General features: G+C 72.1%; 22 protein-coding genes and 1 pseudogene. 12 read left to right on the forward strand and 11 right to left on the reverse strand.

The window, feature by feature from the left end:
- Nucleotides 1-6: 6 nt before the first annotated feature.
- The 4 genes from OG247_RS37150 (at nt 7) to OG247_RS37165 (ending at nt 4,168) form a co-directional block, all read left to right on the forward strand.
- The gene (locus OG247_RS37150) at nt 7-2,070 is read left to right on the forward strand and encodes a SpoIIE family protein phosphatase (RefSeq protein ID WP_327256364.1); all 2,064 of its coding nucleotides are present in this window, start codon (nt 7-9) and stop codon (nt 2,068-2,070) included.
- Between the two features lie 43 nt (nt 2,071-2,113).
- Nucleotides 2,114-2,770 (forward strand): signal protein, encoded by a 657-nt coding sequence (locus tag OG247_RS37155; RefSeq protein WP_327256365.1) that lies wholly within the window; start codon nt 2,114-2,116, stop codon nt 2,768-2,770.
- Between the two features lie 81 nt (nt 2,771-2,851).
- A complete protein-coding gene (locus OG247_RS37160) occupies nt 2,852-3,712 on the forward strand; it encodes an Fpg/Nei family DNA glycosylase (RefSeq protein WP_327256366.1) in 861 nt (286 codons plus the stop codon).
- 51 nt (nt 3,713-3,763) lie between these two features.
- Complete coding sequence (locus tag OG247_RS37165) at nt 3,764-4,168, forward strand: hypothetical protein (RefSeq protein ID WP_327256367.1); 405 nt, start codon at nt 3,764-3,766, stop codon at nt 4,166-4,168.
- Nucleotides 4,169-4,177: 9 nt separating this feature from the next.
- On the opposite strand, the gene OG247_RS37170 is transcribed toward OG247_RS37165, so the two are convergent.
- From OG247_RS37170 to OG247_RS37180, 3 genes and pseudogenes are all read right to left on the reverse strand, one after another.
- Nucleotides 4,178-4,642, reverse strand: coding sequence for a hypothetical protein (locus OG247_RS37170; RefSeq protein WP_327257767.1), 465 nt, complete (start codon nt 4,640-4,642; stop codon nt 4,178-4,180).
- A gap of 280 nt (nt 4,643-4,922) precedes the next feature.
- A pseudogene (locus tag OG247_RS37175) lies at nt 4,923-5,575 on the reverse strand (class I SAM-dependent methyltransferase).
- Nucleotides 5,576-5,622: 47 nt separating this feature from the next.
- Complete coding sequence (locus OG247_RS37180) at nt 5,623-6,162, reverse strand: sigma-70 family RNA polymerase sigma factor (RefSeq protein WP_327256368.1); 540 nt, start codon at nt 6,160-6,162, stop codon at nt 5,623-5,625.
- A gap of 285 nt (nt 6,163-6,447) precedes the next feature.
- Here OG247_RS37180 and OG247_RS37185 point away from each other — a divergent pair, with 285 nt between their 5' ends.
- Nucleotides 6,448-7,662 (forward strand): CapA family protein, encoded by a 1,215-nt coding sequence (locus OG247_RS37185; protein WP_327256369.1) that lies wholly within the window; start codon nt 6,448-6,450, stop codon nt 7,660-7,662.
- 72 nt (nt 7,663-7,734) lie between these two features.
- Here OG247_RS37185 and OG247_RS37190 read toward each other — a convergent pair whose 3' ends face one another.
- Together OG247_RS37190 and OG247_RS37195 are read right to left on the reverse strand one after the other, a co-directional pair.
- Entirely contained in the window at nt 7,735-8,460 is a 726-nt protein-coding gene (locus tag OG247_RS37190) for a DUF4328 domain-containing protein (RefSeq protein WP_327256370.1), read from the reverse strand.
- Between the two features lie 352 nt (nt 8,461-8,812).
- Nucleotides 8,813-9,274, reverse strand: coding sequence for a universal stress protein (locus tag OG247_RS37195; RefSeq protein WP_327256371.1), 462 nt, complete (start codon nt 9,272-9,274; stop codon nt 8,813-8,815).
- A 62-nt stretch (nt 9,275-9,336) separates the two neighbouring features.
- Between OG247_RS37195 and lysX the strand changes: the two genes are divergently transcribed.
- Both lysX and OG247_RS37205 read left to right on the forward strand, forming a co-directional pair.
- Complete coding sequence (gene lysX, locus OG247_RS37200) at nt 9,337-12,651, forward strand: bifunctional lysylphosphatidylglycerol synthetase/lysine--tRNA ligase LysX (RefSeq protein WP_327256372.1); 3,315 nt, start codon at nt 9,337-9,339, stop codon at nt 12,649-12,651.
- Nucleotides 12,652-12,772: 121 nt separating this feature from the next.
- Nucleotides 12,773-13,663, forward strand: a complete 891-nt coding sequence (locus OG247_RS37205) for a polysaccharide deacetylase family protein (RefSeq protein WP_327256373.1) — start codon at nt 12,773-12,775, stop codon at nt 13,661-13,663.
- Nucleotides 13,664-13,731: 68 nt separating this feature from the next.
- Here the strand turns inward: OG247_RS37205 and OG247_RS37210 are convergent, their stop codons facing one another.
- Nucleotides 13,732-14,421, reverse strand: a complete 690-nt coding sequence (locus tag OG247_RS37210; RefSeq protein WP_327256374.1) for a class F sortase — start codon at nt 14,419-14,421, stop codon at nt 13,732-13,734.
- A gap of 352 nt (nt 14,422-14,773) precedes the next feature.
- On the opposite strand from OG247_RS37210, the gene OG247_RS37215 reads away from it, so the two are divergent.
- Nucleotides 14,774-15,289: a hypothetical protein gene (locus tag OG247_RS37215; protein ID WP_327256375.1), complete on the forward strand. Its 516-nt coding sequence runs from the start codon at nt 14,774-14,776 to the stop codon at nt 15,287-15,289.
- Nucleotides 15,290-15,434: 145 nt separating this feature from the next.
- Here the strand turns inward: OG247_RS37215 and OG247_RS37220 are convergent, their stop codons facing one another.
- The 3 genes from OG247_RS37220 to OG247_RS37230 all read right to left on the reverse strand — a co-directional run bounded on the left by OG247_RS37220 (nt 15,435) and on the right by OG247_RS37230 (nt 17,296).
- Nucleotides 15,435-16,055, reverse strand: coding sequence for a hypothetical protein (locus OG247_RS37220; RefSeq protein ID WP_327256376.1), 621 nt, complete (start codon nt 16,053-16,055; stop codon nt 15,435-15,437).
- Nucleotides 16,056-16,330: 275 nt separating this feature from the next.
- Nucleotides 16,331-17,101 (reverse strand): bestrophin-like domain, encoded by a 771-nt coding sequence (locus tag OG247_RS37225; protein ID WP_327256377.1) that lies wholly within the window; start codon nt 17,099-17,101, stop codon nt 16,331-16,333.
- Between the two features lie 39 nt (nt 17,102-17,140).
- Nucleotides 17,141-17,296 carry a hypothetical protein gene (locus tag OG247_RS37230; protein WP_327256378.1) on the reverse strand — a complete coding sequence of 52 codons (156 nt, stop codon included), beginning with the start codon at nt 17,294-17,296 and terminating at the stop codon, nt 17,141-17,143.
- A 979-nt stretch (nt 17,297-18,275) separates the two neighbouring features.
- On the opposite strand from OG247_RS37230, the gene OG247_RS37235 reads away from it, so the two are divergent.
- A complete protein-coding gene (locus tag OG247_RS37235) occupies nt 18,276-19,106 on the forward strand; it encodes an SAM-dependent methyltransferase (RefSeq protein WP_327256379.1) in 831 nt (276 codons plus the stop codon).
- Nucleotides 19,103-21,292, forward strand: coding sequence for a putative bifunctional diguanylate cyclase/phosphodiesterase (locus tag OG247_RS37240; RefSeq protein ID WP_327256380.1), 2,190 nt, complete (start codon nt 19,103-19,105; stop codon nt 21,290-21,292). The genes OG247_RS37235 and OG247_RS37240 overlap by 4 nt, the downstream gene beginning before the upstream one ends.
- Nucleotides 21,293-21,345: 53 nt before the next feature.
- Here the strand turns inward: OG247_RS37240 and OG247_RS37245 are convergent, their stop codons facing one another.
- The gene (locus OG247_RS37245) at nt 21,346-22,419 is read right to left on the reverse strand and encodes an FAD-dependent monooxygenase (RefSeq protein ID WP_327256381.1); all 1,074 of its coding nucleotides are present in this window, start codon (nt 22,417-22,419) and stop codon (nt 21,346-21,348) included.
- A 156-nt stretch (nt 22,420-22,575) separates the two neighbouring features.
- On the opposite strand from OG247_RS37245, the gene OG247_RS37250 reads away from it, so the two are divergent.
- Complete coding sequence (locus tag OG247_RS37250) at nt 22,576-23,238, forward strand: TetR/AcrR family transcriptional regulator (protein ID WP_327256382.1); 663 nt, start codon at nt 22,576-22,578, stop codon at nt 23,236-23,238.
- Nucleotides 23,239-23,300: 62 nt separating this feature from the next.
- On the opposite strand, the gene OG247_RS37255 is transcribed toward OG247_RS37250, so the two are convergent.
- The gene (locus OG247_RS37255; protein WP_327256383.1) at nt 23,301-24,179 is read right to left on the reverse strand and encodes a LysR family transcriptional regulator; all 879 of its coding nucleotides are present in this window, start codon (nt 24,177-24,179) and stop codon (nt 23,301-23,303) included.
- Between the two features lie 94 nt (nt 24,180-24,273).
- Here OG247_RS37255 and OG247_RS37260 point away from each other — a divergent pair, with 94 nt between their 5' ends.
- Nucleotides 24,274-24,978 (forward strand): succinate dehydrogenase cytochrome b subunit, encoded by a 705-nt coding sequence (locus OG247_RS37260; protein ID WP_327256384.1) that lies wholly within the window; start codon nt 24,274-24,276, stop codon nt 24,976-24,978.
- The last annotated feature ends 24 nt before the right edge of the window (nt 24,979-25,002 follow it).

A 25,002-nucleotide genomic window follows, 5' to 3' on the forward strand; every position in this document is an offset into this window, starting at 1 on the left:
CGGCCCGTGTGTCATGGTGGACCGGTGCCGACCGCCGTATCGCTGCCGGAGGACTGGCCCGCACACCCGGACCGGTCGCTCTCGCTGAACCGCATGGGCAGTTTCGACTGGGACCTGGTCACCGGTCTCATGCACATGGACTCGGCCGCCCTCGACGTCTTCGACACCGCCCCCGAGGAGTACGACGGCCGGCCGGAGTCCCTCGCCCCGCGCGTCCCGCCCGCCGAGAGCGTCCGGCTCGACGCCCTGGTCTCCTCGGCCCTCAAGAGCGGGGTCGACAGCTACGGCGCCTACTTCCGCATCCGCTGCCACGACGCCCGACTGCGCTGGACGCACACCCAGGGACGGGTCATGCGCGGCCCGGACGGCCGTCCGTACCGGATCATCGGCATCGTCCGCGACGCCACCGAGGAGCTCAGTCATTCGGCGGAGCGCCTGGGGCTGGACGAGGAGCGGCGCCGCCAGACGTCCGTGGTCGAGAGCACCACCGCCGCGCTCGCGCACGCCCGTACCGTCCAGGACGTCATCGACGCGCTCGGCGACGCCCACGGCCTGGAACGGCTCGGGTCCATGGGCATGGTGATGGGACTGGTCGAAGCAGGCCGGATCCACCTCGTCGCCGAGGGCCCCGCGGGCAGCTTCGTCCCCGGCACCCGCTACACCCGCATCGACGAGCAGTACCCGATGAGCGAGGTGGTGCGCTCGCTCCAGCCGCGCTTCCTGGACTCCGCGGCGGAGTTCGCCGCCGGCTACCCCGGCCTGTGGGCGAAGATCTCGTCCATGCACATCTCGGCGGCCGCCTACCTGCCGCTGATCGCCCAGGCCCGCCCGATCGGTGCGATCGGCCTGCTCTACCGGGACAAGGACGGCTTCACCCAGGAGGAGCGGAACCTGCTCGTCGCGCTCGGCAGCAGCATCGCGCAGAGCCTCCAGCGGGCGATGCTGCTGGAGCAGGAACACGATCTGGCGGAGGGACTCCAGCAGGCGATGCTGCCGCGCCGGATCCCCTCGGTACCGGGCGCCGAGATCGCCGTACGGTACCGCTCGGCCCGGATGGGCCGGGACATCGGCGGCGACTGGTACGACGTCATCCCGCTGCCCGGCGGCCGGGTCGGCGCGGTCATCGGCGACGTCCAGGGCCACGACACCCACGCGGCGGCGGTCATGGGCCAGCTCCGGATCGTGCTGCGCGCCTACGCAGCCGAAGGGCACTCGCCCGCCACCGTCATGGCCCGGGCATCCGTCTTCCTGCACGAGCTGGACACCGACCGCTTCGCCACCTGCACGTACGTCGAGGCCGACCTCTCGACCGGGGTGCTGCAACTGGTCCGGGCCGGCCACATCGACCCCCTGATGCGCACCCTGGACGGCGGCTGCGAGCGCCTCGCGCTGGAGGGCGGGATGCCGCTGGGGCTGTCCGCGGAGTTCGGGCTGCTGGAGTACCCGGTGACCACGGTCGAGATGGGACCCGGGGAAACGCTTCTGCTGTGTACGGACGGCCTGGTGGAACAGCCCGGAGCCGACCTCGACGACGGCGTCCGGCTCCTCGCCTCCCTCGTCCGCACCGGACCGGCCGACCTGTCCCTGCTCGCGGACCGGCTGTGCGAGGTCGTGGACGACCGCGGCGGCGACGACGACATGGCCCTGCTCCTGCTCCGCCGCGACGCCGAGGAGGCCCAGCAGGCCGGCGGCCGGCTCCAGCAGCACGTGGCCCCCGGCGATCCGGAAGCCCTCGTATCGGCCCGCCACATGATCGGCGCGGTGGTGCGGGCGTGGGGCGCGCGGGACCGGGCGGACGAGATCGAGCTGATCGCCGACGAGCTCATCGTCAACGCCCTCATGCACACCGACGGCCCGGCGATCGTGACCCTCCGCGTCCTGTCCGGCCCCGAACGCAGACTCCGCGTGGAGGTCGAGGACCGCTCCAGCGCCCTGCCCCGGCGCAGGGAGGCGGGCGACTCCGGTGTCTCGGGGCGGGGGCTGATGCTGGTGGACCGGCTGGCGGACGTCTGGGGCGTGGAATCGCGGGGGAGCGGCAAGTGCGTATGGTGCGAGTTCACGATGCCGTGACCCCTCCGCGGGTACGAGGCTCACGGCCTCGTACTCTTCGCTCATGCATCCCGGAAGATCCATAGCCCTGCTGATCGGCGCATCGATCCTGGTCAGCGCCTGCTCCACCACGTCCGCGCCGAGCTCTGCGGAGAGCAGTGGCTCCCCGGCCGGCACGGTGACCGCGGCTCCCGCTGCGAGTTCTTCCGGCGCAGGAGCCAAGCTGAGCGCTGCCGATCTGCAGGGCAGCTGGTGGACCTGGGCGGCTTCGAGCGTCAGCGAATCGAACCCCGTCTCGGATCCGGACGGCCATCTGTGCGCCCAGGGCCAGGAGGACGGCATCTGGTTCCTGGCCGGCACCTTCGGCGGGACCGTGACGCGCTCCTGCACGGTGCCCGCATCGGTGCCGGTGGCCTTCCCCCTGGTGAACATGATCGGCGAAGAGGGCGACTGCACCGCCTTCATGGCCTCGGCGCAGGGGAAGGCCGTCCTCGACGGACGAGCTCTGGAACCCGAGCGATACGAGGCGACGGACGTCAGGTTCATTGCCGTCGACGGCAATCCGCTCACCAAGGACGGGGGGCGCTTCCTCACCCACGGCTGCGGCCTCTGGGTGCAACTGGAACCGATGGCACCCGGCAGCCACACGCTGAGCATCAGGGGAGCATCGGGCTCCTTCGCCGTCGGCGTGAACTACAAGCTTCAGGTCTCGGCCGGCTGAGGGGCGGCCCGCAGGACCGGGTCGGCTCCCCGTGCCCCGTCCCGGCTCGCGCTCGGCCCGGGGTCGCGGCAGGCTGGGGGCATGCCCGAGCTGCCCGAAGTCGAGGCCCTGAGGGAGTTCCTCGACGAGCACCTCGCCGGGCGGGTGGTCGAGCGCGTCCTCCCGCTCGCGGTGAGCGTGCTCAAGACCTACGACCCGCCCCTGACCGCGCTCGAGGGGCAGCGGGCCGGGGCCACGGCCCGGTACGGAAAGTTCCTCGCCCTGCGCATCGGCGAACTGCACCTCGTCACCCACCTGGCCCGGGCCGGCTGGCTGCGCTGGATCGACACCGTTCCCGACCGGCCTCCGCGTCCCGGCAAAGGGCCGCTCGCCCTGCGTCTCGTCCTGGAGGGCGGCGGCGGGTTCGACCTCACGGAGGCCGGGACCCAGAAGCGGCTCGCCGTGTACGTGGTCCGCGATCCGCAGGAGGTCCCCGGCATCGCCCGGCTGGGCCCGGACCCGCTCGCAGAGGGCTTCGGCCGCGAGGCCTTCGGCGCACTGCTCGCCGGGGAACGGCGGCAGATCAAGGGCGTGTTGCGCGACCAGAGCGTCATCGCGGGCATCGGCAACGCCTACAGCGACGAAATCCTCCACCACGCCAAGGTCTCGCCCTTCAAACTGGCCGCCTCCTTCGACGAGGCGCAGGTGGACCAGCTGTACGCGGCCGTCGAGGAGACCCTGCGCACGGCCGTCGAGCGGGCGCACGGGGTGGCCGCCGGACGGCTCAAGGCCGAGAAGAAGAGCGGGATGCGGGTCCACGGCCGCGCGGGCGAGCCCTGCCCGGTGTGCGGGGACACCGTCCGCTCGGTCTCCTTCGCCGACTCCTCGCTCCAGTACTGCGCCACGTGCCAGACCGCGGGGAAGCCGCTCGCCGACCGGCGGCTGTCGAAGCTGCTGAAGTAGCCTCCTGGCGGGAGGGTTCCGGGCGGCCCGGCTCCGGTTAGACTCCGGCCCATGGCCGAGGAGCAGGAGCCGCAGCCGCCCCGGCGGGAGGTCGTCACCGGGGTTCCGCGAGGCAGCCGCCGCAGGCCCCCCGCGCACACGCCGGCCCGCTCCGAGATCTCCGAGCAGACCACCCTCGGCGCCACCTACGTACGGGCCCTCATGCGCAGCCAGCTCCGCGCGGGCCTCGGCGCCCTGGCCGCGCTCGTCCTCCTGGTGGGCCTGCTGCCCCTGCTGTTCCTGCTCCCGCGGGTCGCGGCGGGCCCGCTGGTCTGGGTCGTGCTCGGGGTCCTGGTGTACCCGGTGCTGTGGTGCGTCGCCCGCGCGTACGTGATCCGGGCCGAGCGCAACGAGGCCGACTTCACCGGGCTGGTCACCGACCCGACGGAGCCGCCGGGGCCGCGCCGGCCGGAGTAGTGCCCGCCTTCAGAACAGGTGCATCGCCAAGTGCCCGAGAGGGAGACCGAGTTGCCAGGCCGGGGTCCAGACCCGGGCGTTCTCGTCCAGGCCCGGCGGGGTGTCGGCGTGGCCGTGGCGTCCCGGGTCGAGGTTCGTGGCGAACAGCTCCGTGTGGTCCAGCCAGAGCCAGGCCGCCCGGGCCAGCTCCAGGTCGGGGTCCTCGCCCCGGCCGCGCTCGCGGGCTTCCTCGCCCAGCGCGAGGAAGCGGGTATGGACCCAGTCGCGCCAGGGGTGCCCGTACGCCGTCAGCGACATCCACTCGTCGAGCTGCGAGACGACCCGGATCCCGGAGAGTTCGCCGGCGGCGTCCGAGAGGTAGATGGTCAGCGCGAGCGTGTCGCGTCCGGCGCGGAACTCCAGGGTGCTGACCGGGATCAACCGGCCCGTGCGCAGCAGTTCATCGGCGATGTACTCCGCGTAGAGCCATGCCATGGGCACCGCGAGCCCGCCGTCACTGGTGCCGTTCGTACCCTCGGGCTGCACCGTTCCACCTTCTCCCGCACGCGTCGAGTCTTCCCGCCGTCAGCGCCGAGCCTTCCCTGCGGGGCTCGCGGAGCGGGGGATGTTTACTCAACTTGAACGGTCCGATGCCGATTTCGATGCGGTTCATGTCCGATTCGGGGGTGTTCAAGCCATTCTTTGACGCGTTCGCCGCACGTCGGTCGGTACGTCGGTCCTCCGTCGGTCCGTGTGTCGGGCCGCGCGTGTCAGGTCAGGCCGTGGCGATCACGGCGTAGCGTTCGTCGGTCACCGTACGTCCCCACAAGGCCGCGTCGCCGCCGAGGGGTTCGACGCGCAGGGTGGTGACGAGCGGTCGTACGGCGGCGGCGAGGTCGTCGGCGCCGATGCCGCCGGCCCAGGGCAGGGTCTCGGCCCCGGGTACGTACGGCGCGGCGCTCGCTCCGGCTTCGCGCCAGCGGCCCTCGACGAGGACGAGGGTGCCGCCGGGGCGCAGACGGCCGGTCCAGTCGCCGAGTGCGGCCCGGGGATCGGGCAGGGTCCACAGCAGGTGGCGGGAGAGCAGGACGTCGAACCGCCGGCCGCCGGTGGGCGGGACGGAGGCGTCGCCGACCAGGAACCGGCCCGTCAGACCGGCGGCGGACAGTTTCGCCCGGGCGTGCCCGACCATCCTCGGGGAGAGGTCCACGCCGGTGACCCGGTGGCCGGCTTCGGCTGCCAGCAGGACAGCGATCCGGTGCCGCAGCCCACGTCGAGGACGTCGAGCGGTCCGGCAGGCAGCCAGGAGCCGAGGAGGTCGGCCCAGGCGTCGCGGGTTTCCGGGGCGCGCAGGCCGTGGTCCGGCTCTTCGTCGAAGCGGGCCGCGGCGGCGTCCCAGTAGGCGCTGATGGCAGCGGTGTTCGTCATCCCGCGAGTCTCGCAGCCGGCACTGACATCGTTCCCGGACACCGAACCTAGGCGCCGAGTCCGTACCCGTAGCCCTGGAGGCCCTTCCGCAGGGCGCGCAGGGCGTAGTACGTACGGGACTTGACCGTCCCCGCCGGAATCCCGAGCTCTGCCGCGGCCTCGGCCACCGAGCGGTCCTGGAAGTAGACCTGCACCAGGACGTCCCGGTGCTCCGGGCCCAGCGATCCCACGGCCCGCCGGACGTCGATGGCGGTCACCGAGCCCGCCACCGCGTCCCCCGGCGCCGGTGCTTGGTCCAGCCCCTCCGGGTCCACCTCCAGGGGCCTGGACAGGCGTGCCCGGCGGGCGTCGATGGCGAGCCGCCGGGCCACCGTGAACAGCCAGGGCCGCAGGGACTCGTAGCCGCTTCCCAGGACCTCCGGATGCTGCCAGAGGCGCAGGAGCGTCTCCTGGACGAGGTCCTCCGCGCGCTGGGCGTCACCGGCCGTGAGGCCCAGCAGGAAACCGAACAGGGCCCGTCCGTGTTCGTGCTGGAGTTCGGCCAGTGCCTCGGGATCGGTGCGTCGGAGGGTGGGGGCAAGGGGCACGGGAGGCTCCTTCCGGGGGTCGGTGCGGGGGTCGGTCGAGGTCGACGGATCCACCCTGACCTGCACCGGGCCCGCCCGGAACCGTCCCGCCCGGACGGTGCGCCCAAGCACCCGGGTCATCCGGTGGGCGGCCGCGCCGGGCGGTGAACGGTCGAACGGCGCGCCGAACGGCCATTGGGGTGAGTGCGCGGCCGGGCGGCGGAGCCGGTCCTTGACTTCCGGCGTCTCTTTCTATGGATTGACGGAAGATCAGGTAGTAGTACTAATCAAGGAGAGCTGGGACAGATGACCGCGCGCACCCGCCACGCCCTCGCACTCCTGACCGCCGTCGTGCTGTCGGCGGTAGCCGGCTGCTCCGCGGGCGGGGACCCCGCGCCGGCCCGCCTCGCCGGCTCCCGGCCCGCCGCGGCGCCCTCCGGTGCTCCCGGATCGACCACGGCCCCCGCCGCCGGCTCGATGAGGGGCTTCACCCTGGTCGCGAGCGGCGACGTGCTGCCCCACGAGTCGGTCATCCGGCGGGCGGCCTCCGACGCGGACGGTGACGGCCACGACTTCCGGCCGATGTTCTCCGCGGTCAAGCCGATCGTCTCGGCCGCCGACCTGGCCCTCTGCCACATGGAGACCATCTACGGGCCGGAAGGCGGCCCGTTCACCGGCTATCCCGCCTTCCAGTCCCCGCCCGAGGTCGCCGACGGCCTCAAGGACGCCGGGTACGACGGCTGTTCCACGGCCTCGAACCACACCCTCGACGGCGGCGCCGCCGGTCTGAAGCGCACCCTCGAGCGGTTCGACAAGGTCGGCCTGAAGCACGCGGGTTCGGCCCGTACGGCCGCCGAGGCGGGCACCGTGACGATGTACTCCGCGGGCTCCGCGAAGGTCGCGCACCTCGCGTACACCTACGACACCAACGGCTACCCGATGCCGGAGGGCCAGCCCTGGGCGGTCAACCTGATGGAGCAGGAGAAGATCGTCGCGGACTCCCGGGCGGCCCGTAAGGCGGGCGCCGACGTGGTGCTCGTCAGCCTCCACTGGGGCACGGAATGGCAGACCGAACCGGACGAGAAGCAGCTCGCGCTCGGCAAGGCGCTGACCGCCTCGCAGACCGGCGGCCGCCCCGACGTGGACATGATCCTCGGCACGCACGCCCACATCCCGCAGGCGTACGAGAAGGTCAACGGGACCTGGATCGTCTACGGCATGGGCGACCAGGTGGCCGGCGAGATGTTCAACTACAGCGGCGCCCGCGACATGCGCGGCAACTACGGATCCATCGGCCGCTTCACCTTCGCCCCGCCGGCCGCCCCCGGGCAGCGCTGGCAGGTGACCAAGGCCGAGTTCGTGCCGCAGATGATGGATCTCGGAGCGGGCCGGGTGATCGACCTCCCGGCAGCCCTCGCCCAGAACCCGGGCCGAGAGGACTACGAGGAGGCCCGCGACGAGATCACCGAAGCGGTCCTGGGGCGCGGCGCGGCCAAGGACGGGCTGACGACGGCGAAGTAGGACCGGGAGCACCTCGGCCCGCCAAGCCCCGGCCCGCCAAGCCCCGGCCCGCCAAGCCCCGGCCCGGGAACCTCAGACCGCGGCGTTCGGTCCCTGGGCGGCCTTGAGACCCTGCATGAGGGTCAGTCCGCGCACGAAGAGGACGGCCAGCACGGCGGCCACCACGGTGGTCAGGTCTCCGACGGCGCCGAGGAGGAAGGCGTCGCGGAGCCCCTCGTGCGCCGCCGTCTTCGCGTAATTCCACGCGGCGACCTTGCTGATCACCGAGCCGGCGATGAAGGTGAGCCACCAGGCCACCACCGGGGCGCCCGAGACGTGGCGGTAAGACCCGTCGGGGGCGTACTGGGCGCTGGCGTCCCAGGTCTCCCGCGCCGTCCGGTACGGGAGGAAGAGGTTCGCGATCGGGACGAACCACCCGCCGATCGCCCAGCCGGCGCTCTGACTGAAGCCGTCGGGGCGGAACACCTCCGCGTTGCAGCGCACCCGGTGGAACCAGATGATGAAGACCACGACCGTGGCCAGCATCGTGGACTGCTGGAGGAAGCCGACCAGAGCGTCGAGGCCGTCGATCGAGGCGAGATTGTCGTAGTCGAGGCCCGCGGGATCGGCGATCAGCTGCTTCTGAACCTGCCATTTGTGCAGGTTGAAGCCGGTCGAGAGGAGGTGGGCCACCGCTCCCACCATCAGCAGTACGGTCGCGGCCTTCGCCATCGAGTCGGGGGAGCGCAGGAGTTGGGCGGGTCGGGACGGCGGATACGGATACGGGGACGGTGACGGAGCGGGCGTGCTCGAGGACATGACGAAGTACCCCCCACGGGAACTGTGTGACGTGTGACAGGGAAACGGCTGACGGACGGACGGGCGGCCCGGAGCCGCCTGAACATACGTCACGCCCGGGCCCGCCGTCTACGGCGTTCGGTTGCGCGGGCAAATCACTGCCCAGGGAGGCGTGGGGGTCGTGACCTGGTGGACCCTGCTGCGCGCGGACGCTAGTGCTGCGACCGGAAAGGTTCACCGGGTCGCGACGCCCGGCACGGCACCTCGCCGCGTTGTCGGACCACGCCGGTACGTCCGGTACGAGGCGTGGTCCTCCGCCTTGCGATGCACCGCACCGAACGCCGCGACCCGGCAAACCTTTCCGGCCACAGCACTAGGGAACCACGGTCACCGGCCAGCGCCCCGCCTTCACCAGACGGATCGCCACCGAGCCCACGATCCGGTGTCCGGCCTGCTCCGAGGCCCCGACCACCACCGCGTCCGCCATCAGCTCCGCCGCCGCGCTCACCAGCCCGGCGTACGCGTCCCCGCGGAAGGTGTGGAACTGCCAGCGCACGTCGTAGACGCCCTTCAGCCGCTCCGCCGACTCCCGGATCTCGGCCACCAGCCCCTCCGCGATCTCCTCGGTGGCCTCCGACACCGGAGCCCCCAGCGAGGCCCCGGCCGGCATCACCGGCTGGACGTACACCAGTGCCAGCAGCGCGTTCTGCCGCCGGGCCAGCCCCGCCGCGTAGGCGGCCGCGCGCAGCGAGGACTGCGAACCGTCCACCCCGGCGAGGATCACCTTCGGACCGTCCGTACCGCGCTCGAATCCCGTACCCACGTGCTCTGTCACCCTTAAGAGGCTAAACCTCTCTCACCGCGCGAAGGGGCGCGGCCCTCCTTACAGTGCGAACCATGAGTGCCACCGTGGAGGAGACGCGCGGGACGCGCGGCAGCCGCAGCCGCTTCCTGAACCGGGTGCCCGATGCCTTCGGAGCGTTCTTCGGCACGCTCGGGCTGTTCTGCGCCCTCCTGGCGCTCTCCCCGGCGCTGCGCCGCCTGCTGCGGCCCGTCGTGCGCTTCCTCGACGCCATCGTCCTGCCGGTCAGCGCCAACCTCGCCTACGCCGTCTTCCTCTTCCTCCTCGCCGCCGCACTCGGCATGCGCAAGAAGGTCGCCTGGTGGATCGTCGTCACCTATTTGGCCCTGCTGGTCCTGGTCGACGTGCTGACCATCGCAGCCGAGGACTACTGGGTGGGCTTCTCCTCGATGGCCCTCGCGGTGGCCGCCCTGGTGATCCTGATCGCCGCGCGCAAGGAGTTCAACGCCGCCTCCCGGCCCGGGGCCCTGTGGCGGGCCCTGCTCGTGCTCGGCCTCGGTCTGCTCGCGGCGGTCTTCCTCGGCTGGGGCCTGGTGGCCCTGTTCCCGGGAACCCTGCCCAAGGGGCAGTGGCTGGACTGGTCGGCCAAGCAGGTCTTCGGCGGGCTGTTCTCGGCCCGGCAGTTCGACGGCCACCCGGCCCGGCCCCTGTACTTCCTGCTCGGCCTCTTCGGCGCCCTCGCCCTGCTGAACGCCGCCGCCACCCTCTTCCGTTCCCAGCGGCTGACCGCCGCCCTGCACGGGGACGAGGAGCCCCGCATCCGGGCCCTGCTGGGCGCCTACGGGCGGGGCGACTCCCTCGGCTACTTCGCCACCCGGCGCGACAAGGCCGTCGTGTTCGCCCCGAACGGCAAGGCCGCCGTCACCTACCGGGTCGAGGCCGGCGTCTGCCTCGGCAGCGGCGACCCCGTCGGCGACCCGGCCGCGTGGACCCCCGCCATCGACGCCTGGCTCGCCGTCGCCCGCCGCTACGGCTGGCAGCCCGCCGTCATGGGCGCCTCCGAGGACGGCGCGACCGCGTACGCCCGCTCCGGGCTCGGCGCCCTCCAACTCGGCGACGAGGCCATCCTGCACGTCGCCCACTTCGACCTCGACGGCCGCGACATGCGCGTCACCCGCCAGGCCGTCAACCGGGTCAAGCGCACCGGGGCCAGCACCGTCATCCGCCGCCATTCCGCCCTCTCCGAGGACGAGATGCAGATGATCGTGGACCGGGCCGACAAGTGGCGCGACACCGAGACCGAACGCGGCTTCTCCATGGCCCTGGACCGGCTCGGAGACTCCGCCGACGGTGATTGCCTGCTCGTGGAGGCCTTCGACGACAAGGGCGAGCTGATCGCCCTGCTCTCCTTCGTGCCCTGGGGCAAGGACGGCATCTCCCTCGACCTGATGCGCCGCGACCGGGCCGCCCCCAACGGGGTCATGGAGTTCATGGTCGCCGAGCTCTGCGCGGCCGCCCCGGGCCTGGGCGTGCGCCGCATCTCCCTCAACTTCGCAGTCTTCCGCTCCGCCTTCGAGGAGGGCGGCCGGATCGGCGCCGGTCCCGTCCTCAAGGTGTGGCGCAAGCTGCTGCTCTTCTTCTCCCGCTGGTGGCAGCTGGAGGCGCTGTACCGCTCGAACGTCAAGTACGGCCCCGAGTGGTACCCGCGGTTCCTCTGCTTCCAGGATGCCGGCTCGCTCGCCCGGGTCAGCCTCGCCTCCGGCATCGCCGAGGGGTTCGTCTCCGTGCCGAGCATGCGCACCCTGTGGGGCAACGGCCACCCGCGCGGGCTCACCGCCCCCGCCACCACCGCCGGCCTGCCGCCCATCGAATCCCTCGGGCTGGAATCCGTGGGGCAGGAGGACACGGAGGGCGCACGGGCCGAGCGGCTGCCCGAACAGGTCCGGGTCCGCCACGACAAGCTGGAGCGGATCCGGGCCGCCGGCACCGACCCGTACCCCGTCGGCATCCCGCAGCGCACCCACACGGTCGCCGAGCTGAAGGCCGCGCACCCCGGCCACCCGCCCGGCACCCGCACCGGCGCGCGGGTCACCGTCGCCGGACGGGTGATGGTCGTGCGCGACCTCGGCGGCGTGGTGTTCGCCGTCCTGCGGGACTGGTCGGGAGACATCCAGCTGATGTTCACCCGGGACGAGGCCGGCGCCGCCGTGCTCGGCACCTTCACCTCCCAGGTGGACTTCGGCGACCACGTCGTCGCGAGCGGCGAGGTCGGCGCCAGCAAGAGCGGCGAACCGTCCGTGGTCGTCGACTCCTGGCAGCTCACCGGCAAGTGCCTGCGCCCGCTGCCCGACAAGCGCAAGGGCCTCGCCGACCCGGAGGCCAAGGTCCGCCGGCGCTACCTCGACCTGGTGGCCAGCCCCGAGGCGCGCGACGTCGTACGGGCCCGGTCCAGCGCCGTCCAGGCCCTGCGGCAGGGGCTGCTGGACCGGGGCTACCTGGAGGTCGAGACCCCGATGCTCCAGCAGATCCACGGCGGGGCCAACGCCCGCCCGTTCCGCACCCACATCAACGCCTACGACCTCGACCTGTACCTGCGCATCGCGCCCGAGCTGTACCTGAAGCGGCTCTGCGTGGGCGGCATGGAGAAGGTCTTCGAGATGGGCCGCACCTTCCGCAACGAGGGCGTCTCCTACAAGCACAACCCCGAGTTCACGATGCTCGAGGCCTACCAGGCCTTCGCCGACTACGACGTGATGCTCGACCTGACCCGCGAGCTGATCCAGGGCGCCGCCACGGCCGCCTTCGGCTCGCCGATCGCGCACAAGGCCGGACCGGACGGAAAGCTCGTCGTGCACGACATCTCCGGACCCTGGCCGGTCAAGACGATGTACGGGGCGATCAGCGAGGCACTGGGCGAGGAGGTCGACGCCGACACCGAGGAACACGTCCTGCGGCGGCTGTGTGACCGCGCGGCCGTGCCGCACACGCCCGACAACACCCGTGGCGACGTGGTCCTGGAGATGTACGAGCGGCTGGTGGAGGAGCGGACCAAGCTGCCCACCTTCTACAAGGACTTCCCGACCGACGTCTCCCCGCTCACCCGGCAGCACCGCAAGGATCCCAGGCTCGCGGAGCGCTGGGACCTGGTGGCCTTCGGCACCGAACTGGGCACCGCCTACTCGGAGCTGACCGACCCCGTGGAGCAGCGGCGCCGGCTGACGGCCCAGTCGCTGCTGGCGGCGGGCGGGGACCCGGAGGCGATGGAGCTCGACAACGACTTCCTGGACGCACTGGAGTACGCGATGCCGCCGACGGGGGGCCTGGGCATCGGCGTCGACCGCCTCGTCATGTTCCTCACGGGTCTGACGATCCGGGAGACGCTGCCGTTCCCGCTGGTGAGGCGGGGCTGACCGGCAGGACTGCTCCGAGCGGGTGAGCGGCGGGAGCCGTGTCCGCGCCTCTCGACATCTGCGGCGATGTCGTTGATACGTAGTAGTAATGAAAAATGACGAGCCGACAGTAGGGCGACGCATGCTCCTGCGTTCCGCCGTCTTCCTCGGAGTCGCCGCCGCCGCAGGGCTGCTGACGGGCGGTGAGACCGACCTGCCGACACCGGGCGCGGGCGGCCCCGCGGCAGGTACCGGCCCCGGGGCGGTACCCGGTGGAGCCGCGGGGCCAGGCCCCCTCACCGGAGCCCCCGGCGGACTGCCGCAGTTCCCGCGCGGATCCCCGTACAGGCTCGAGCCGATGACCTCCGAAGGGGCCCCGGAGCACGTGCCCGCCGCGAAGCCCGCCGTACGGACCCGGCCGATCCTGGAACTGCCCGCCGACGCCCAACGAGAAAGTGGGTCGGCGAGCGCCATGACCCTCACCTTCGACGACGGCCCCGACCCCCGCTACACCCCGGCCATCCTGGACACCCTCGCGCGCCACGGCGTCCGGGCCATGTTCTTCGTCTGCGGGGAGATGGCGGTCGACAACAAGGACCTGCTGCGCAGGATGGTGGCCGAGGGACACGTCATCGGCAATCACACCTGGACCCATCCCCAGCTCACCAAGATCAGCCGGCCGGCGATGGCCTCCGAGATCGGCCGCACCAGCGAGGTCGTCCAACAGGCCGTCGGCACGGCTCCGCAGTGGTTCCGGGCGCCCTACGGGGCGTGGAACCGGGCCGCCTTCGAGATCGGCGCGGAACTCGGCATGGAACCGCTCGCCTGGACCGTGGACACCCTGGACTGGAAGGAGCCGGGCACCGTGTCGATCGTGTCGCGGGTCCTCAAGCAGGCCGCGCCCGGGGTGATCGTGCTGAACCACGACGCGGGCGGCGACCGCTCGCAGAGCGTGCAGGCGCTGGCGAGCTACCTGCCGCAACTGCTCGGACGGGGGTTCCGGATGACGCTGCCGGAGCTGCCGTCGCGCTGAGGGGCCCGCCCCGACCCCGCCCCCGCACGGCGGCGGCACGGTCCGCCGCCGCCGCGCGGGTGGGTGGGTCAGCGGGCCTCCACCATCCGCGCGAACACGACGACGTTGCCGTCGTAGCCGCGCCCCTTGGAGTAGCCGCCGCCGCAGGTGATCACCCGGAGCTCCGGGTGCCCGGTGTCCCCGTAGACCCGGGATCCGGGGAAGGTGTTCTTGGAGAAGACCTCCACGCCGTACACCTCGAACACCGCCGTGCGGCCGTCGTAGCGTGCCACCTCGATGCGGCTGCCCTTCTGGACCGAGCCCAGTCCGAAGAAGACCGCGGGGCCCTGCGCGTTGTCCACGTGGCCCACGATCACCGCCGAACCCCGCTGGCCCGGCGAGATGCCGTTGAGGTACCAGCCGGCCAGGTTCTTGTCCTGCGGGGGCGGCGCGTCGATCCAGCCCTGCGCGTCCAGCCCGACCGTCATCACCGGTGCGTCCACGCTGATCGACGGGATCCGGACGCGCTGTACCGACGAGTGGTCCAGCGCCTCCATGTCCGGCGGCGGCACGGGCGGCTCCGAGGGTGCCTGGTCGGCCCGTGGCCCGACCGCCGACCCGGCCGGTGCGCTGACCGCGGCGGCTGCGGCCGGCTGCGGGGGTCCGTCGCCGGCCTCGGCTCCGTTGCGCATCATGGCGAGGCCGGTGAGCATGACCAGCGCGATCGCACCCCAGGGGGAGCGCCTCCTCGGTGGCCTCTCACTCTCGTCCTCGAGCATGGTTCTCCCTTCCCGACGCGGGGGTCCCGACCCGCGTTCTTGTCCCACCCCTTCACGCCCTACTTCACGCACGCTAAGGCGGTGCGTGCGGGACGGCGATCGGGGAAGGGCGAACGGGTGGTGGGGCCGGAAGGGGTGCGGCCATCCAGGTAATCGTCACATAAATGCCTGACGGGTCGTGACCTGCGGATCCGTCAGCAAACGCGTCCGCGCTTCGGCGTGTCGCTCAACCTTGCGGCCCAAAGGTGGAAATGCGCTGGTTGCGGACCGAGTCGAGGGTTCGTGATGGGAGGCGTTCTCGTCGATCTGCCCGGGCCACCGCTCCGGGGCGCTTCCCGCTGGAGGTTCCACCATGCGTGTTCTCCGCGCTCTCACCGTGACCGCGGCGGCCACTTGCGCCGCCATCGCCCTCAGTGCCCCATTCGCCTCCGCGAACCCTGCGGGCGGTCCGCCCTCGGGAGGAAACGGCGGGCCGAGCAATGTCACGGTCAACCCGTACTCCGTGCACCAGGGCTCCACGATGCAGGTCAGCGCGGCCGGCTGCGGCCACGGCGGCATCGTCTTCTCGCACGGCAACTTTCCGCAGACGAACCTGTCGGCAGGCTCCATCGGCTTCGCGACCGTCCGGATCTTCAACCACGCGTCTCCCGGGCACCACACGCTGTCGGTCAAGTGCCACGACAACAGCCTGGTCGCCACGCACCGCTTCACGATCCTGGACGGCCGCGGCGCCCAGGGCGGCATCGGCGGCTCCCTCGGCCCGTCCACCGCCGAGACCGCCATCGGCGCGAGCCTCGTCGGTGCGGCGGCCCTCGGCGCCGGTGCCCACGTGATGCGCCGCCGGCGCCCGATCCGCGGCCGGGCCTGACCGGCCGACCTCCCCGGTCGGCCCGAAAACGCCGGTCGCCCCGTGTCCTGGCCAGGACACGGGGCGACCGGCGTTTTCGGGGAGTTCATGTGGGTGTGGGTGTGGGTGTGTGCGGCCGTAGGCGTGGGCCGGTGGTGCGGCGGGGTCAGTGGATGCGGCGGATGTCCCGGCGGCGCAGGGCGTATCCGAGACCGACCAGCCCGCCGAGGACGAGCCCCGCGCCGGCGCCGAGTTCCAGGGGATCGAGCGCGGCGATGCTGCCGCCGAGGCCTCCGCGGACGCCGAGGGCGGCGGGGCGCGAAGCGCCCGTACCGGTGCCGGCGCTGGTACCCGTACTCGTACCGGTGACCGCGCTCGCGGTCTTTCGGGCACCGACGGTGGAACTGGTCGTGGGCCTGCCGGTGCCGCCGGTGATCGTGAGGTCGGCCGAGCCGGTCTCGCCCGCGCAGGTGAAGGAGACGGAGTACTGGGCTCCGCGCCGCGCGTCCCGGTCCACGGTGACCCGTGCGGTCTTGCCCCGGTCGATGCTCACGGTGTCGAAGACGCCGGAGGAGACGGTGGCGAAGGCGGCGTTGCAGCCGGTGACGGACAGCACCACCTGGCCGCCGGGGGCGACCGTCGAGGGGGTGATGGCGAAACCGAAGGAGGTGATGGGCGCGGCCTCGGCCGCACGCGCGGCGGGCGCGGCCGCCGCGCCGAAGACGAGCAGGGCGCCCGCCGCGGCGGCGCCCAACAGGGCTGTGGGGGAGGTGCGTATCGCGCCCATGGTTGATTCTCCGGATCCCCGAGGAGCAGCCGCGGAACGGTTTCCGCACGTGGGGGGTCGTGCGCCTCGATGTCCGCCACGCTAGGTCCGGGCGCGGTGACCCGCGATCAGGAACGGGCGAATGGGGCATGGCGGTAGGCCGAACCGGGGACGGGAGGCCCGTCCCCGGTTTGCCGGGCCGCGGTGGGGGGCGGTCGGTCCCCGGTGCGGTGCGGTGCGGTGCGGTGCGGTGCGGTGCGGTGCGGTGCGGTGCGACCGCGGGGGGCGACGCGGTGTCAGCCGCTCAGGTCCAGATACGGGAACTGGGAGAGGAACGGCTCGGCAGTGGCGGCGATGCCCCGGCCGAAGGGTGCGTCGAAGTCCCAGATGAGGAACAGCAGGAACGCGATCAGCGCGCTGAACAGCCCTGCCAGCAGCAGTTCCCGGAACGAGCGCCTGATCTGCAAGGTGAAGATCAGCCCCACGGTCACCAGGGCACCGGCGATCAGGCCGAACCAGACCACGCCGGGCATGGTGGCCCCGGCGCTGAGGCCGCGTGCGTTGCGCGCGTCGTCGACCACGGCGACCTGGTCCACGAGCGGCTGGTACGCCTGGCCCTCGTGGTCGGTCTGTGGTTCGTAGTCGGTCACATCGCGGCGGATGCGGTCCAGCAGCTCCCCGCTGCGGTCCGTCAGCTCGCCGGTCTCGGCCATCTCCTTCCATTCGGTGTCGACGACGTAGGTCACGTAGGCGTCCACGTCGGACTTGATCTTCTTGCGGACCTCGGCCGGGTAGACCTCGGAGCGGACGCTGATCTCGTGCAGGGCCTGCGATTCCTGGCGTACGTACTCCTGGGCGGCCCCGCGGCCCTCCCAGACGCCGGCGATCGCCAGGCCCAGCACGATCGCGTAGATCACGCCGATCATCATCGTCATGTACTCGATGACGTCCGGGGTTTCGCTGGGATCGTCGTCCTCGCCGATCCGGCGCTGGTTGAAGAAGGCGATGGACAGCACCACGGCACACGCCGCGGCCATCGCGAGGGACAGGACGAGCCATTCCGACAAGATGACTCCCAATCGATTACGGGGTGGAATGCGGCGGCGCTAGCGGGGGCGCAGCGCGATGATCGCGAGCACCGCGGGGGTCGCGGTCATCAAGGTGAAGGTCACCGGTGAGATGTGGTGCTCGAGCGGCTTGCGGGCCGCCGCGTGGTACGAGGGGCGCGCGATCGGCTTCGCGGGCGCGGCCGCGGGGATCACCCGGGGCGGCGCAGGCGCGGGTGCCGGCGGCGCGGGTGGCTCCGGGACGGGTTTCGGGACCGGCTTGGGGGCCGGTTTCGGAGCCGGGGCCGGGGGAGCGGGTGCCGGGCGCTCGGGGGGCGGGGCCGGTACGGGGGGTTTCGGCACCGGCTTCGGAGCGGGCGGTGGCGGGGGTGGTGGAGGCGGCGGTTTCGGGGTGGGGATCGGCTTCGGGGGTGGCGGTGGAGGGGGCGGGGTGGGCTTGGGCGGGCACGGCGGGGGAGGCGGCGGTGGGCAGGGCGGGTGTCCGTGGTGGCCGCCGGGGCCGTGACCGTGTCCGCCGTGGCCGTGGCCGTGGCCGTGGCCGCCGTGGCCATGGCCGCGCCCGTGGTTGCCGTGGTTGCCCGGTCCGCCCTGGTTGCCGCGATCGCCCCGGCTGCCCTGGTTGCCGTGATCGCCCCGGTTGCCTTGGTCGCGTTGGTGGCCCTGTTCGCCGTGACGTCCGCCACCTCGGGTGCCCCCGGTCGCGCTGCCGAAGGCGGACACGGCGGCCCTGACGGCGCTCGCCCCGCCGTCGGCGTCGATCGTCGCGTATGCGCTGCTATCGGCCATGGCCGGTGTCGCGGACAGGGCCGCCCACAGGAGGACCGGGACTGCCAGCAGGCGCCTGGAAGAGGCTCTTTTCACCCGGGGATCATGGGGTCGCGCGCGCCCGCGCGCGGGAAGGTTGACCTGGGTTCGCCTGAACGGGTGAGGCTTTGGCTACGGAGGTTTGAGCCAGACTCGCTTCGTGTCCGATCGTTCACCGGCCTTTTCCCAAAAGGTATTTGTCGGTTTCGATCATTCCCCGGGCGTCGCCCGTCCGGCCTTTGACGTGTGACGAAGAACGGATCGCCAATTTCCGCTTTCGCTCGCTCCGTTGGGCAATGATCAGTACATTCGGCTCGGACAGGAGTCCGACCCGTCCGGACCGATGCAGGACCAAGGCTTGGAGACCCCGATGGAGCGCCCCGCCTGGGCCCCGCCAGGCATCGACATATCGGTGCCGAGCGTGTCCCGTATCTACGATTACTACCTGGGCGGCTCCCACAATTTCGAGGTCGACAGGCAGGCGGCCCGTCGGGCCATGGAATTCATGCCGGGCCTGCCCAAGATCATGCAGGCCAACCGGGCATTCATGCGCCGTGCGGTCCGGTACGCCGTGGCCGAGGGCGTGACGCAGTTCCTCGACATCGGCTCCGGCATCCCGACCTTCGGCAATGTCCACGAGATCGCCCAGGTCGCCAGCCCCGAGGCACGCGTGGTCTACGTCGACCACGACCCGGTGGCCGTCGCCCACAGCCAGGCCGTCCTGGCCGGCACCGAGCGGACCGGGGTCGTCGCCGCCGACCTGCGCAAGCCCCAGGACATCCTGTCCGCCCCCGAGGTCGCGCAGGGGCTCGACCTGAGCCGCCCGGTCGCCCTGATGCTCGTCGCCGTCCTGCACTTCCTGGAGGACTCGGACGAGCCCTACGACGCCGTCGCCCAACTGTGCGACGCGCTGGCACCCGGCAGCCTGCTGATCCTCACGCACGCCTCGTACGAGGGGATCCCGCTCTCGGAGGAGGTCGCGAGCGGAACCGTCGGCGTCTACCGCGAGATCCGCAACCCCCTCGTCATGCGGGACGGGGAGCAGATCCGGCGCTTCTTCACCGGCTTCGGCCTGATCGAGCCCGGACTGGTGTCGATGCCCGACTGGCGGCCCGACACGACCGGCGGGCCGGAGGGCGAGCCCGCGGACGAAGACCCCTACGCCTTCTCGGGCTTCGCAGGCGTGGGACGCAAGGCGTGAGACTGCCGACGCAGACGGCGGACGACCCGGCCGCGCCGCAGGGCGGTCTGGAGGACCGGATCGGGCGGTTCGCGACCATCTGGGGGCGGGCGATCTTCCCGGTCACCGCGACCTCGCTCACCCGCGGCGAGTTCGAACGCCACCTCGTACCCCTCACCCGCACCCTCGTCGAGGCCCTGCGCGCCCGCCCCTTCGACTCCTCCGTCGGCCAGCGGGTCGGGGAGGAACTCGTCGCGGTCCACTGCACCGACCCGGAGGCGCTGGCCGGCACGCTCGGCGTCGTCGAGTCCTACCTGGTGCTGTACTGCGGTCCGCAGGGCCCCGACGCCGAGAGCATCGAGGGAACCGAGGAGTACCGGTCCCGTTGTGCCCGGCTCCAGCACGGCATCGCGGCCGGGTTCGCCCGCGCCCTGCGCGAGCGCACGCTCAAGGAGCAGGAGGCGATCGCCCGCTCCGCCCTGACCGCCCGCATCGACGCCCAGCAGGCGCTGCACGCGAGCGAGGAGCGCTTCCGGGCGGTCTTCGAGGGCGCGGCCATCGGGATCGGCATCGCCGATCTGGAGGGCAACGTCCTGGAGATCAACGACGCGCTGCTGCAGATGTTCGGCGGCATGGACGGGCACGTCCGCGGCCGCAACGTCAGCGAATGGAGCCACCCCGACGACACCCCGCACGTCTGGCGGATGTACGGGGAGCTCGTGCGCGGCGAACGCGAGAGCTACCGCGTCGAGAAGCCGTACTACCGGCACGACGGCACCGTGCTGTGGACCAACCTGACGGTCTCGCTGTTGCGCGACGCCGAGGGCGTGCCGCAGTATCAGCTGGCCCTGATGGAGGACACCACCGAGCGCCGGCTGCTGAACCTGCGCCTGCGCTACGAGGCCACCCACGACGCCCTGACCGGCCTGCCGAACCGGACCCTTTTCTTCGAACGCCTGGAGAAGGCCCTGAGCGGCTCCGGCGGCTCCCGCTTCGGCTTGTGCTACCTCGATCTCGACGGCTTCAAAGCGGTCAACGACAGCCTCGGTCACTCGGCCGGCGACCGGCTGCTGGTGGAGGTCGCCGACCGGCTCCAGAGCTGCGCGACCGGACCGGGCGAGGTGGTCGCCCGGCTCGGCGGCGACGAGTTCGTGGCGCTGACCACCGGTCCCGACACCGAGGAGAAGGCCACCGAACTCGCCGTACGGATCCTCTCCGCCCTCTCCGTCCCGATCCGGCTGGAGGGCCGTGAGCTGACGGTCCGGGGCAGCATCGGCATCGTCGAGGGTCCGGCCCGTGAGCGCACCCCCGCGGAGGTGCTGCGCAGCGCCGACATCACCATGTACCGGGCCAAGGCGGCCGGCGGCAACCGGTTCGAGTTCGCCGACGCCGCCGCCGACGCGCGCGCCATCACCCGGCACGGCCTGACCAACGCCCTCCCGGCGGCGCTGGAACGCGGCGAGTTCTTCATCGAGTACCAGCCGCTGGTCCACATGCACGACGGCAGCGTGCACGGCGCCGAGGCACTGGTGCGCTGGTCGCACCCGCAGCACGGGGTGCTGGGCCCGGACCGGTTCATTCCCCTCGCCGAACGCACCGGCCTGATCGTGCCGCTCGGCCGCTGGGTCCTGGAGGAGTCGGTCCGCCAGGCCCGTGCCTGGCAGCACCAGAAGGGCGGCGCCACTCTGCGGATCAACGTCAACCTGTCACCGACCCAGCTGCACCACCCCGGCCTGGTCGCCGACACGATCCGGGTCCTGGAGTCCTCGGGCCTGTCTCCGGGCACGCTGTGCCTGGAGGTCACCGAGTCGGCCCTGATCGGCGCCGACGACGAACTCCTCGAACCCCTGCGCCGGCTCGCCGCCCTCGGCGTGGACATCGCCCTCGACGACTTCGGTACCGGCTACTCGAACCTGGCCAACCTGCGCCGCCTGCCCGTCAGCGTCCTGAAACTGGACCGCTCCTTCACCAAGGGCATGCAGCAGCACCCGGCCAACCCGGTCGACGTCAAGATCGTGGAGGGCATCGTCGCCCTGGCCCACAGCCTCGAACTCGCCGTCACCGTCGAGGGCGTGGAAACCGGCGCCCAGGCCGCCCAGCTCCGAGCCCTCGGCTGCGACACGGCCCAGGGCTGGTACTACGCCCGCCCGGGCGCCGCCGACCGCATCCACACCCTGTCCCTGTCGGACGCGGTCCCCATGTCCTGAACGCCACCCGCACGGCCCGCCCCCTGGACCGCATGGTCCGGGGGCGGCCGGGCTCACTCCAGGCCCGCCTCGGTGCCCCGGCCCGGCTCGCGGACGGCCGCCAGCACCCGCTCGTAGCGCCGTGCCGTGTCGGCCAGGAGCTCCGCGGCCACCGGCAGCCGCTCCGCCTGGTACGCGTCGAGGGCTTCCTCCCCGGCCGTCCCGGAGAGGACTGCGGCCAGCGTCCGGCCGAGGGCGGCGGCGTCCTGGATGCCGGTGTTCATGCCCAGTCCGCCGGCTATGGGGTGGACGTGCGCCGCGTCTCCGGCGAGGAAGGCCCGGCCCTCGCGTATCCGGGTGGCCATGCGGACGTTGACCCGCCAGGAGGAGAGCCAGGTGGGGTCGGCCAGCCGGATCCCCGGCATCCGGGCGTGCCGGTCGAAGAGCCGCTGGAAGCTCTCCAGCGAGGGCGGCAGCGCCTCGCCCCCTTCGCCCGTCTCGGGCGGGGCCTGCAGTTGGAACGTGTCCGTCCCCGGCATCGGGCAGAGCAGGATCCCGCCCCCGTCCGAGGTGAACCACTGGTGCCAGACCTCACGGCTGAGCCCCGGTGCCCGGACATCCCCGAGCACCATCGCCGGTTCCCTCTCCCCGTTCCCCTCGAAGGGGATGGCGAGAAGTTTGCGGGTGGTGCTGTGCCCGCCATCGCACCCCGCCAGATATCCGGCCCGGATCACGGCGCCGTCCTCCAGCTCGGCGCGGACGCCGTCCGCGTCCTGGCTGATTCCGGCGAGCCGGGACCCGTACTCGACACGCACGCCCAGTTCGCCCAGCCGGTCCCGCAGCGCCTCCTCCACCTGCCACTGCCCCACGAGCAGGCCGCCGCTGACCACGGTGTCCTTGACGGGCTCTCCGTCGAAGTACTTGCGCAGCACCACGTGCTCGCGCCCCTTGGCCCTCACCTCCCCGGCCACGCCGAGCTCCTCGAAGAAGTCGAGGCTGTCCGGCTGGAGGCCCTTGCCCCGGGACTCGTGGTGTGGTCCCGGGCGGCCTTCGATGATCCGCACCGCGATGCCGCGACGGGCCAGGTCGCAGGCGAGCGTGAGGCCGGTCGGGCCGGAGCCCACGATCAGCACGTCCGCTCCGTCCATTGCATCCGCCAGGCCTGCATCCGCCAGGCCTGCATCCGCCACTCCAGTCATGAGATGTCCCCTCGTCGTCGGTATCTCAAGGAAAGCGGCTCGTCACAGAAAATGCAACCGGGTTACAAAAGTAACTTGGTCACTCGTTCGTGTTAGGGTGGACCCATGGAGAACACGAAGGGTCTGCGCGAGAGCAAGAAGCTCCGCACGCGCCACCAGCTGGCGGCCACGGCGCTGGAGCTCTTCCTGGAGCGGGGCTTCGACGCCGTATCGGTGGCCGACGTCGCGGCGGCCGCAGAGGTCTCCAAGCCCACGCTGTTCCGCTACTTCCCCAGCAAGGAGGACCTGGTCCTCGACCGGTTCGCCGACCATCAGGACGAGGCGGCGCGCGTCGTGCGCGACCGGGCCGCCGGGCAGACCCCGGTGGCGGCGGTCCGCGCCCACTTCCTGGCGGCGCTCGCGGAACGGGACCCGATCACCGGGCTCTGCGACCACCCGAACGTGCTCGCCTTCCAGCGCCTGCTCTACGGCACCGCCAGCCTGGAGTCCCGGCTGGCCCACTACGCCGCCCGCGAGGTGGAGTTGCTCGCCGCCGTCCTGGAGGCCGAAACGGTCGACCCGCTCAGCGCCCGGCTGGCAGCCGGATACCTGGTGGCGGCCCGCCGGGAGCTCGGCCGGGAGAACTTCCTCCGCATCGAGGCCGGCCGGAGCGCCGACGAGGCCCACCCGGCCGCCGTCGTCGACGCGGAGCGCGCCTTCGCCCTCCTGTCCGACGGCCTCGACCGGGCGCTGCCCGGGGCCCGGCCCGGCCCGGTTGCCGGGGGCTGACGGGCCTCGGGTTGGCAGCATCGGCCCAGCAGCATCGGCCCAGCAGGGTCAGCCCAGCAGAATCAGCCCAGCAGGATGCGCTTCAGCTCCCGGGCCGCGCGTGGGGGTGCCACGTCCGTGCGGTGGGCCAGGGCGATCGTGCGGCGCAGGGGGGAGCCCGCCAGGGGGGTGGCGCGCAGGCCGGAGCCCGCGCGGTCGGCCACCATCGCCGGGACCACCGCGATGCCGAGCCCCGCGCGGACGAAGCCCAGTACGGCGTCCATCTCGCCGCCCTCCACCGTGAACACCGGCTCGAAGCCCTCCGCCCGGCAGGCCGCCACCGTGAGGTCCCGCAGGTCGTAGCCGTGCCGGAACATCACCATCGGCTCGTCGCGCAGCGCGGACACCGTGAGGGAGCCCCCGCCCGCCGGGGGCGGGAGGGCCGCCGAGGAAACCACCACCAGGTCCTCCGTCAGCAGCTCCACCGTCGTCAGCGCCGGCGCCGAGGGGGGTAGCGGCAGGGCGATCAGTGCGAGGTCCAGGGAGCCCCGCGCGAGCTCCCGTACGAGGTCCAGCGAACCGCTCTCCTCGATCAGCAGCTCGATCCCCGGATGGGCGGTGTGGAAGGCGCGGAGCACGCCCGGCAGCAGGCCCGTGCACAGGCTCGGGGTGGCCCCCAGCCGGATCCGGCCGCGCCGGAGCTGCGCCAGCTCCTGCACCTCCAGCCGCGCCGTGTCCGCGTCCGCGAGGATCCGCCGGGCCAGCGGCAGCAGGGTCTCGCCGGCGTCGGTGAGCGTGATGTTCCCGCGCGCCCGGCTGAAGAGTTCGGCGCCCAGCTCCCGTTCGAGCGCCTTGATCTGCTGCGAGAGGGAAGGCTGGGCGACGTGTTCGCGCTCGGCCGCGCGTGTGAAGTGACGGGTCTCGGCGACGGCGACGAAGTAGACCAGCTGCTGGAACTGCATGACCCCAGGCTAGCGCCTCCATAGGCTGAGACTATTGACTTGAGCTCTGCCATGTCTTGGACCTTTCGGGACCTTCGTCCTTACCGTCAATGTCATGGCTCTGGCAACGCGGACGGATCGACGGCCGTCCACCACGCGAACGCTCTGGGACTCCTCCGTCGGCAAGAAGTCCGTGATGGCCGTCTCCGGCTTGATCATGCTCGGCTACCTCGCCGTGCACATGCTCGGAAACCTCAAGATCTTCTTCGGGGCGGACGAGTTCAACGGCTACGCCCACTGGCTCCGCACCCTCGGCTCGCCCTTCCTGCACCACGAGTGGGCCCTGTGGATCGTCCGGGTGGCCCTGCTCGCGGCGGTCGTCGCGCACGGGGTCTGCGCGTACCAGCTCAGCCGCCGCGACATCAAGGCGCGCCCGGTGAAGTACGCCCACAAGCGCCGCCGCGCGAGCTATGCCACCCGCACCATGCGCTGGGGCGGCGTCATCCTCGCCCTCTTCATCGTCTGGCACCTGCTCGACCTCACCACGCTCACCGTGAACGAGCGGGCCTGGGCCGGACATCCGTACGAGAACGTCCTCGCCACCTTCTCCACCTGGTACGGCAACACCATCTACCTCGTGGCGATGGCGGCCCTCGGACTGCACGTCCGCCACGGCTTCTGGAGCGCCGCCCAGACCCTCGGCGCGGGCAACGCCCGACGGGACAGGACGCTGAAGTTCCTGGCCAACGGCCTCGCCCTCGTCCTCTTCGCGGGCTTCGTGTCCGTGCCCGTCGCCGTCATGACCGGAGTGGTGAGCTGACCATGAGCGAGAACACGAGCAGCA

This window comes from Streptomyces sp. NBC_01244 (genome assembly GCF_035987325.1).
Lineage (GTDB): Bacteria > Actinomycetota > Actinomycetes > Streptomycetales > Streptomycetaceae > Streptomyces.

Bases quoted from the DNA above. Each gene is read 5' to 3' on its own strand.
- OG247_RS37155 (WP_327256365.1), top strand. From the start codon at position 2,114: ATGCATCCCGGAAGATCCATAGCCCTGCTGATCGGCGCATCGATCCTG.
- OG247_RS37160 (WP_327256366.1), top strand. From the start codon at position 2,852: ATGCCCGAGCTGCCCGAAGTCGAGGCCCTGAGGGAGTTCCTCGACGAG.
- OG247_RS37165 (WP_327256367.1), top strand. From the start codon at position 3,764: ATGGCCGAGGAGCAGGAGCCGCAGCCGCCCCGGCGGGAGGTCGTCACC.
- OG247_RS37170 (WP_327257767.1), bottom strand. From the start codon at position 4,642: ATGGCATGGCTCTACGCGGAGTACATCGCCGATGAACTGCTGCGCACG.
- OG247_RS37185 (WP_327256369.1), top strand. From the start codon at position 6,448: ATGACCGCGCGCACCCGCCACGCCCTCGCACTCCTGACCGCCGTCGTG.
- OG247_RS37190 (WP_327256370.1), bottom strand. From the start codon at position 8,460: ATGTCCTCGAGCACGCCCGCTCCGTCACCGTCCCCGTATCCGTATCCG.
- lysX (WP_327256372.1), top strand. From the start codon at position 9,337: ATGAGTGCCACCGTGGAGGAGACGCGCGGGACGCGCGGCAGCCGCAGC.
- OG247_RS37205 (WP_327256373.1), top strand. From the start codon at position 12,773: ATGCTCCTGCGTTCCGCCGTCTTCCTCGGAGTCGCCGCCGCCGCAGGG.
- OG247_RS37210 (WP_327256374.1), bottom strand. From the start codon at position 14,421: ATGCTCGAGGACGAGAGTGAGAGGCCACCGAGGAGGCGCTCCCCCTGG.
- OG247_RS37215 (WP_327256375.1), top strand. From the start codon at position 14,774: ATGCGTGTTCTCCGCGCTCTCACCGTGACCGCGGCGGCCACTTGCGCC.
- OG247_RS37220 (WP_327256376.1), bottom strand. From the start codon at position 16,055: ATGGGCGCGATACGCACCTCCCCCACAGCCCTGTTGGGCGCCGCCGCG.
- OG247_RS37235 (WP_327256379.1), top strand. From the start codon at position 18,276: ATGGAGCGCCCCGCCTGGGCCCCGCCAGGCATCGACATATCGGTGCCG.
- OG247_RS37245 (WP_327256381.1), bottom strand. From the start codon at position 22,419: ATGGACGGAGCGGACGTGCTGATCGTGGGCTCCGGCCCGACCGGCCTC.
- OG247_RS37250 (WP_327256382.1), top strand. From the start codon at position 22,576: ATGGAGAACACGAAGGGTCTGCGCGAGAGCAAGAAGCTCCGCACGCGC.
- OG247_RS37255 (WP_327256383.1), bottom strand. From the start codon at position 24,179: ATGCAGTTCCAGCAGCTGGTCTACTTCGTCGCCGTCGCCGAGACCCGT.
- OG247_RS37260 (WP_327256384.1), top strand. From the start codon at position 24,274: ATGGCTCTGGCAACGCGGACGGATCGACGGCCGTCCACCACGCGAACG.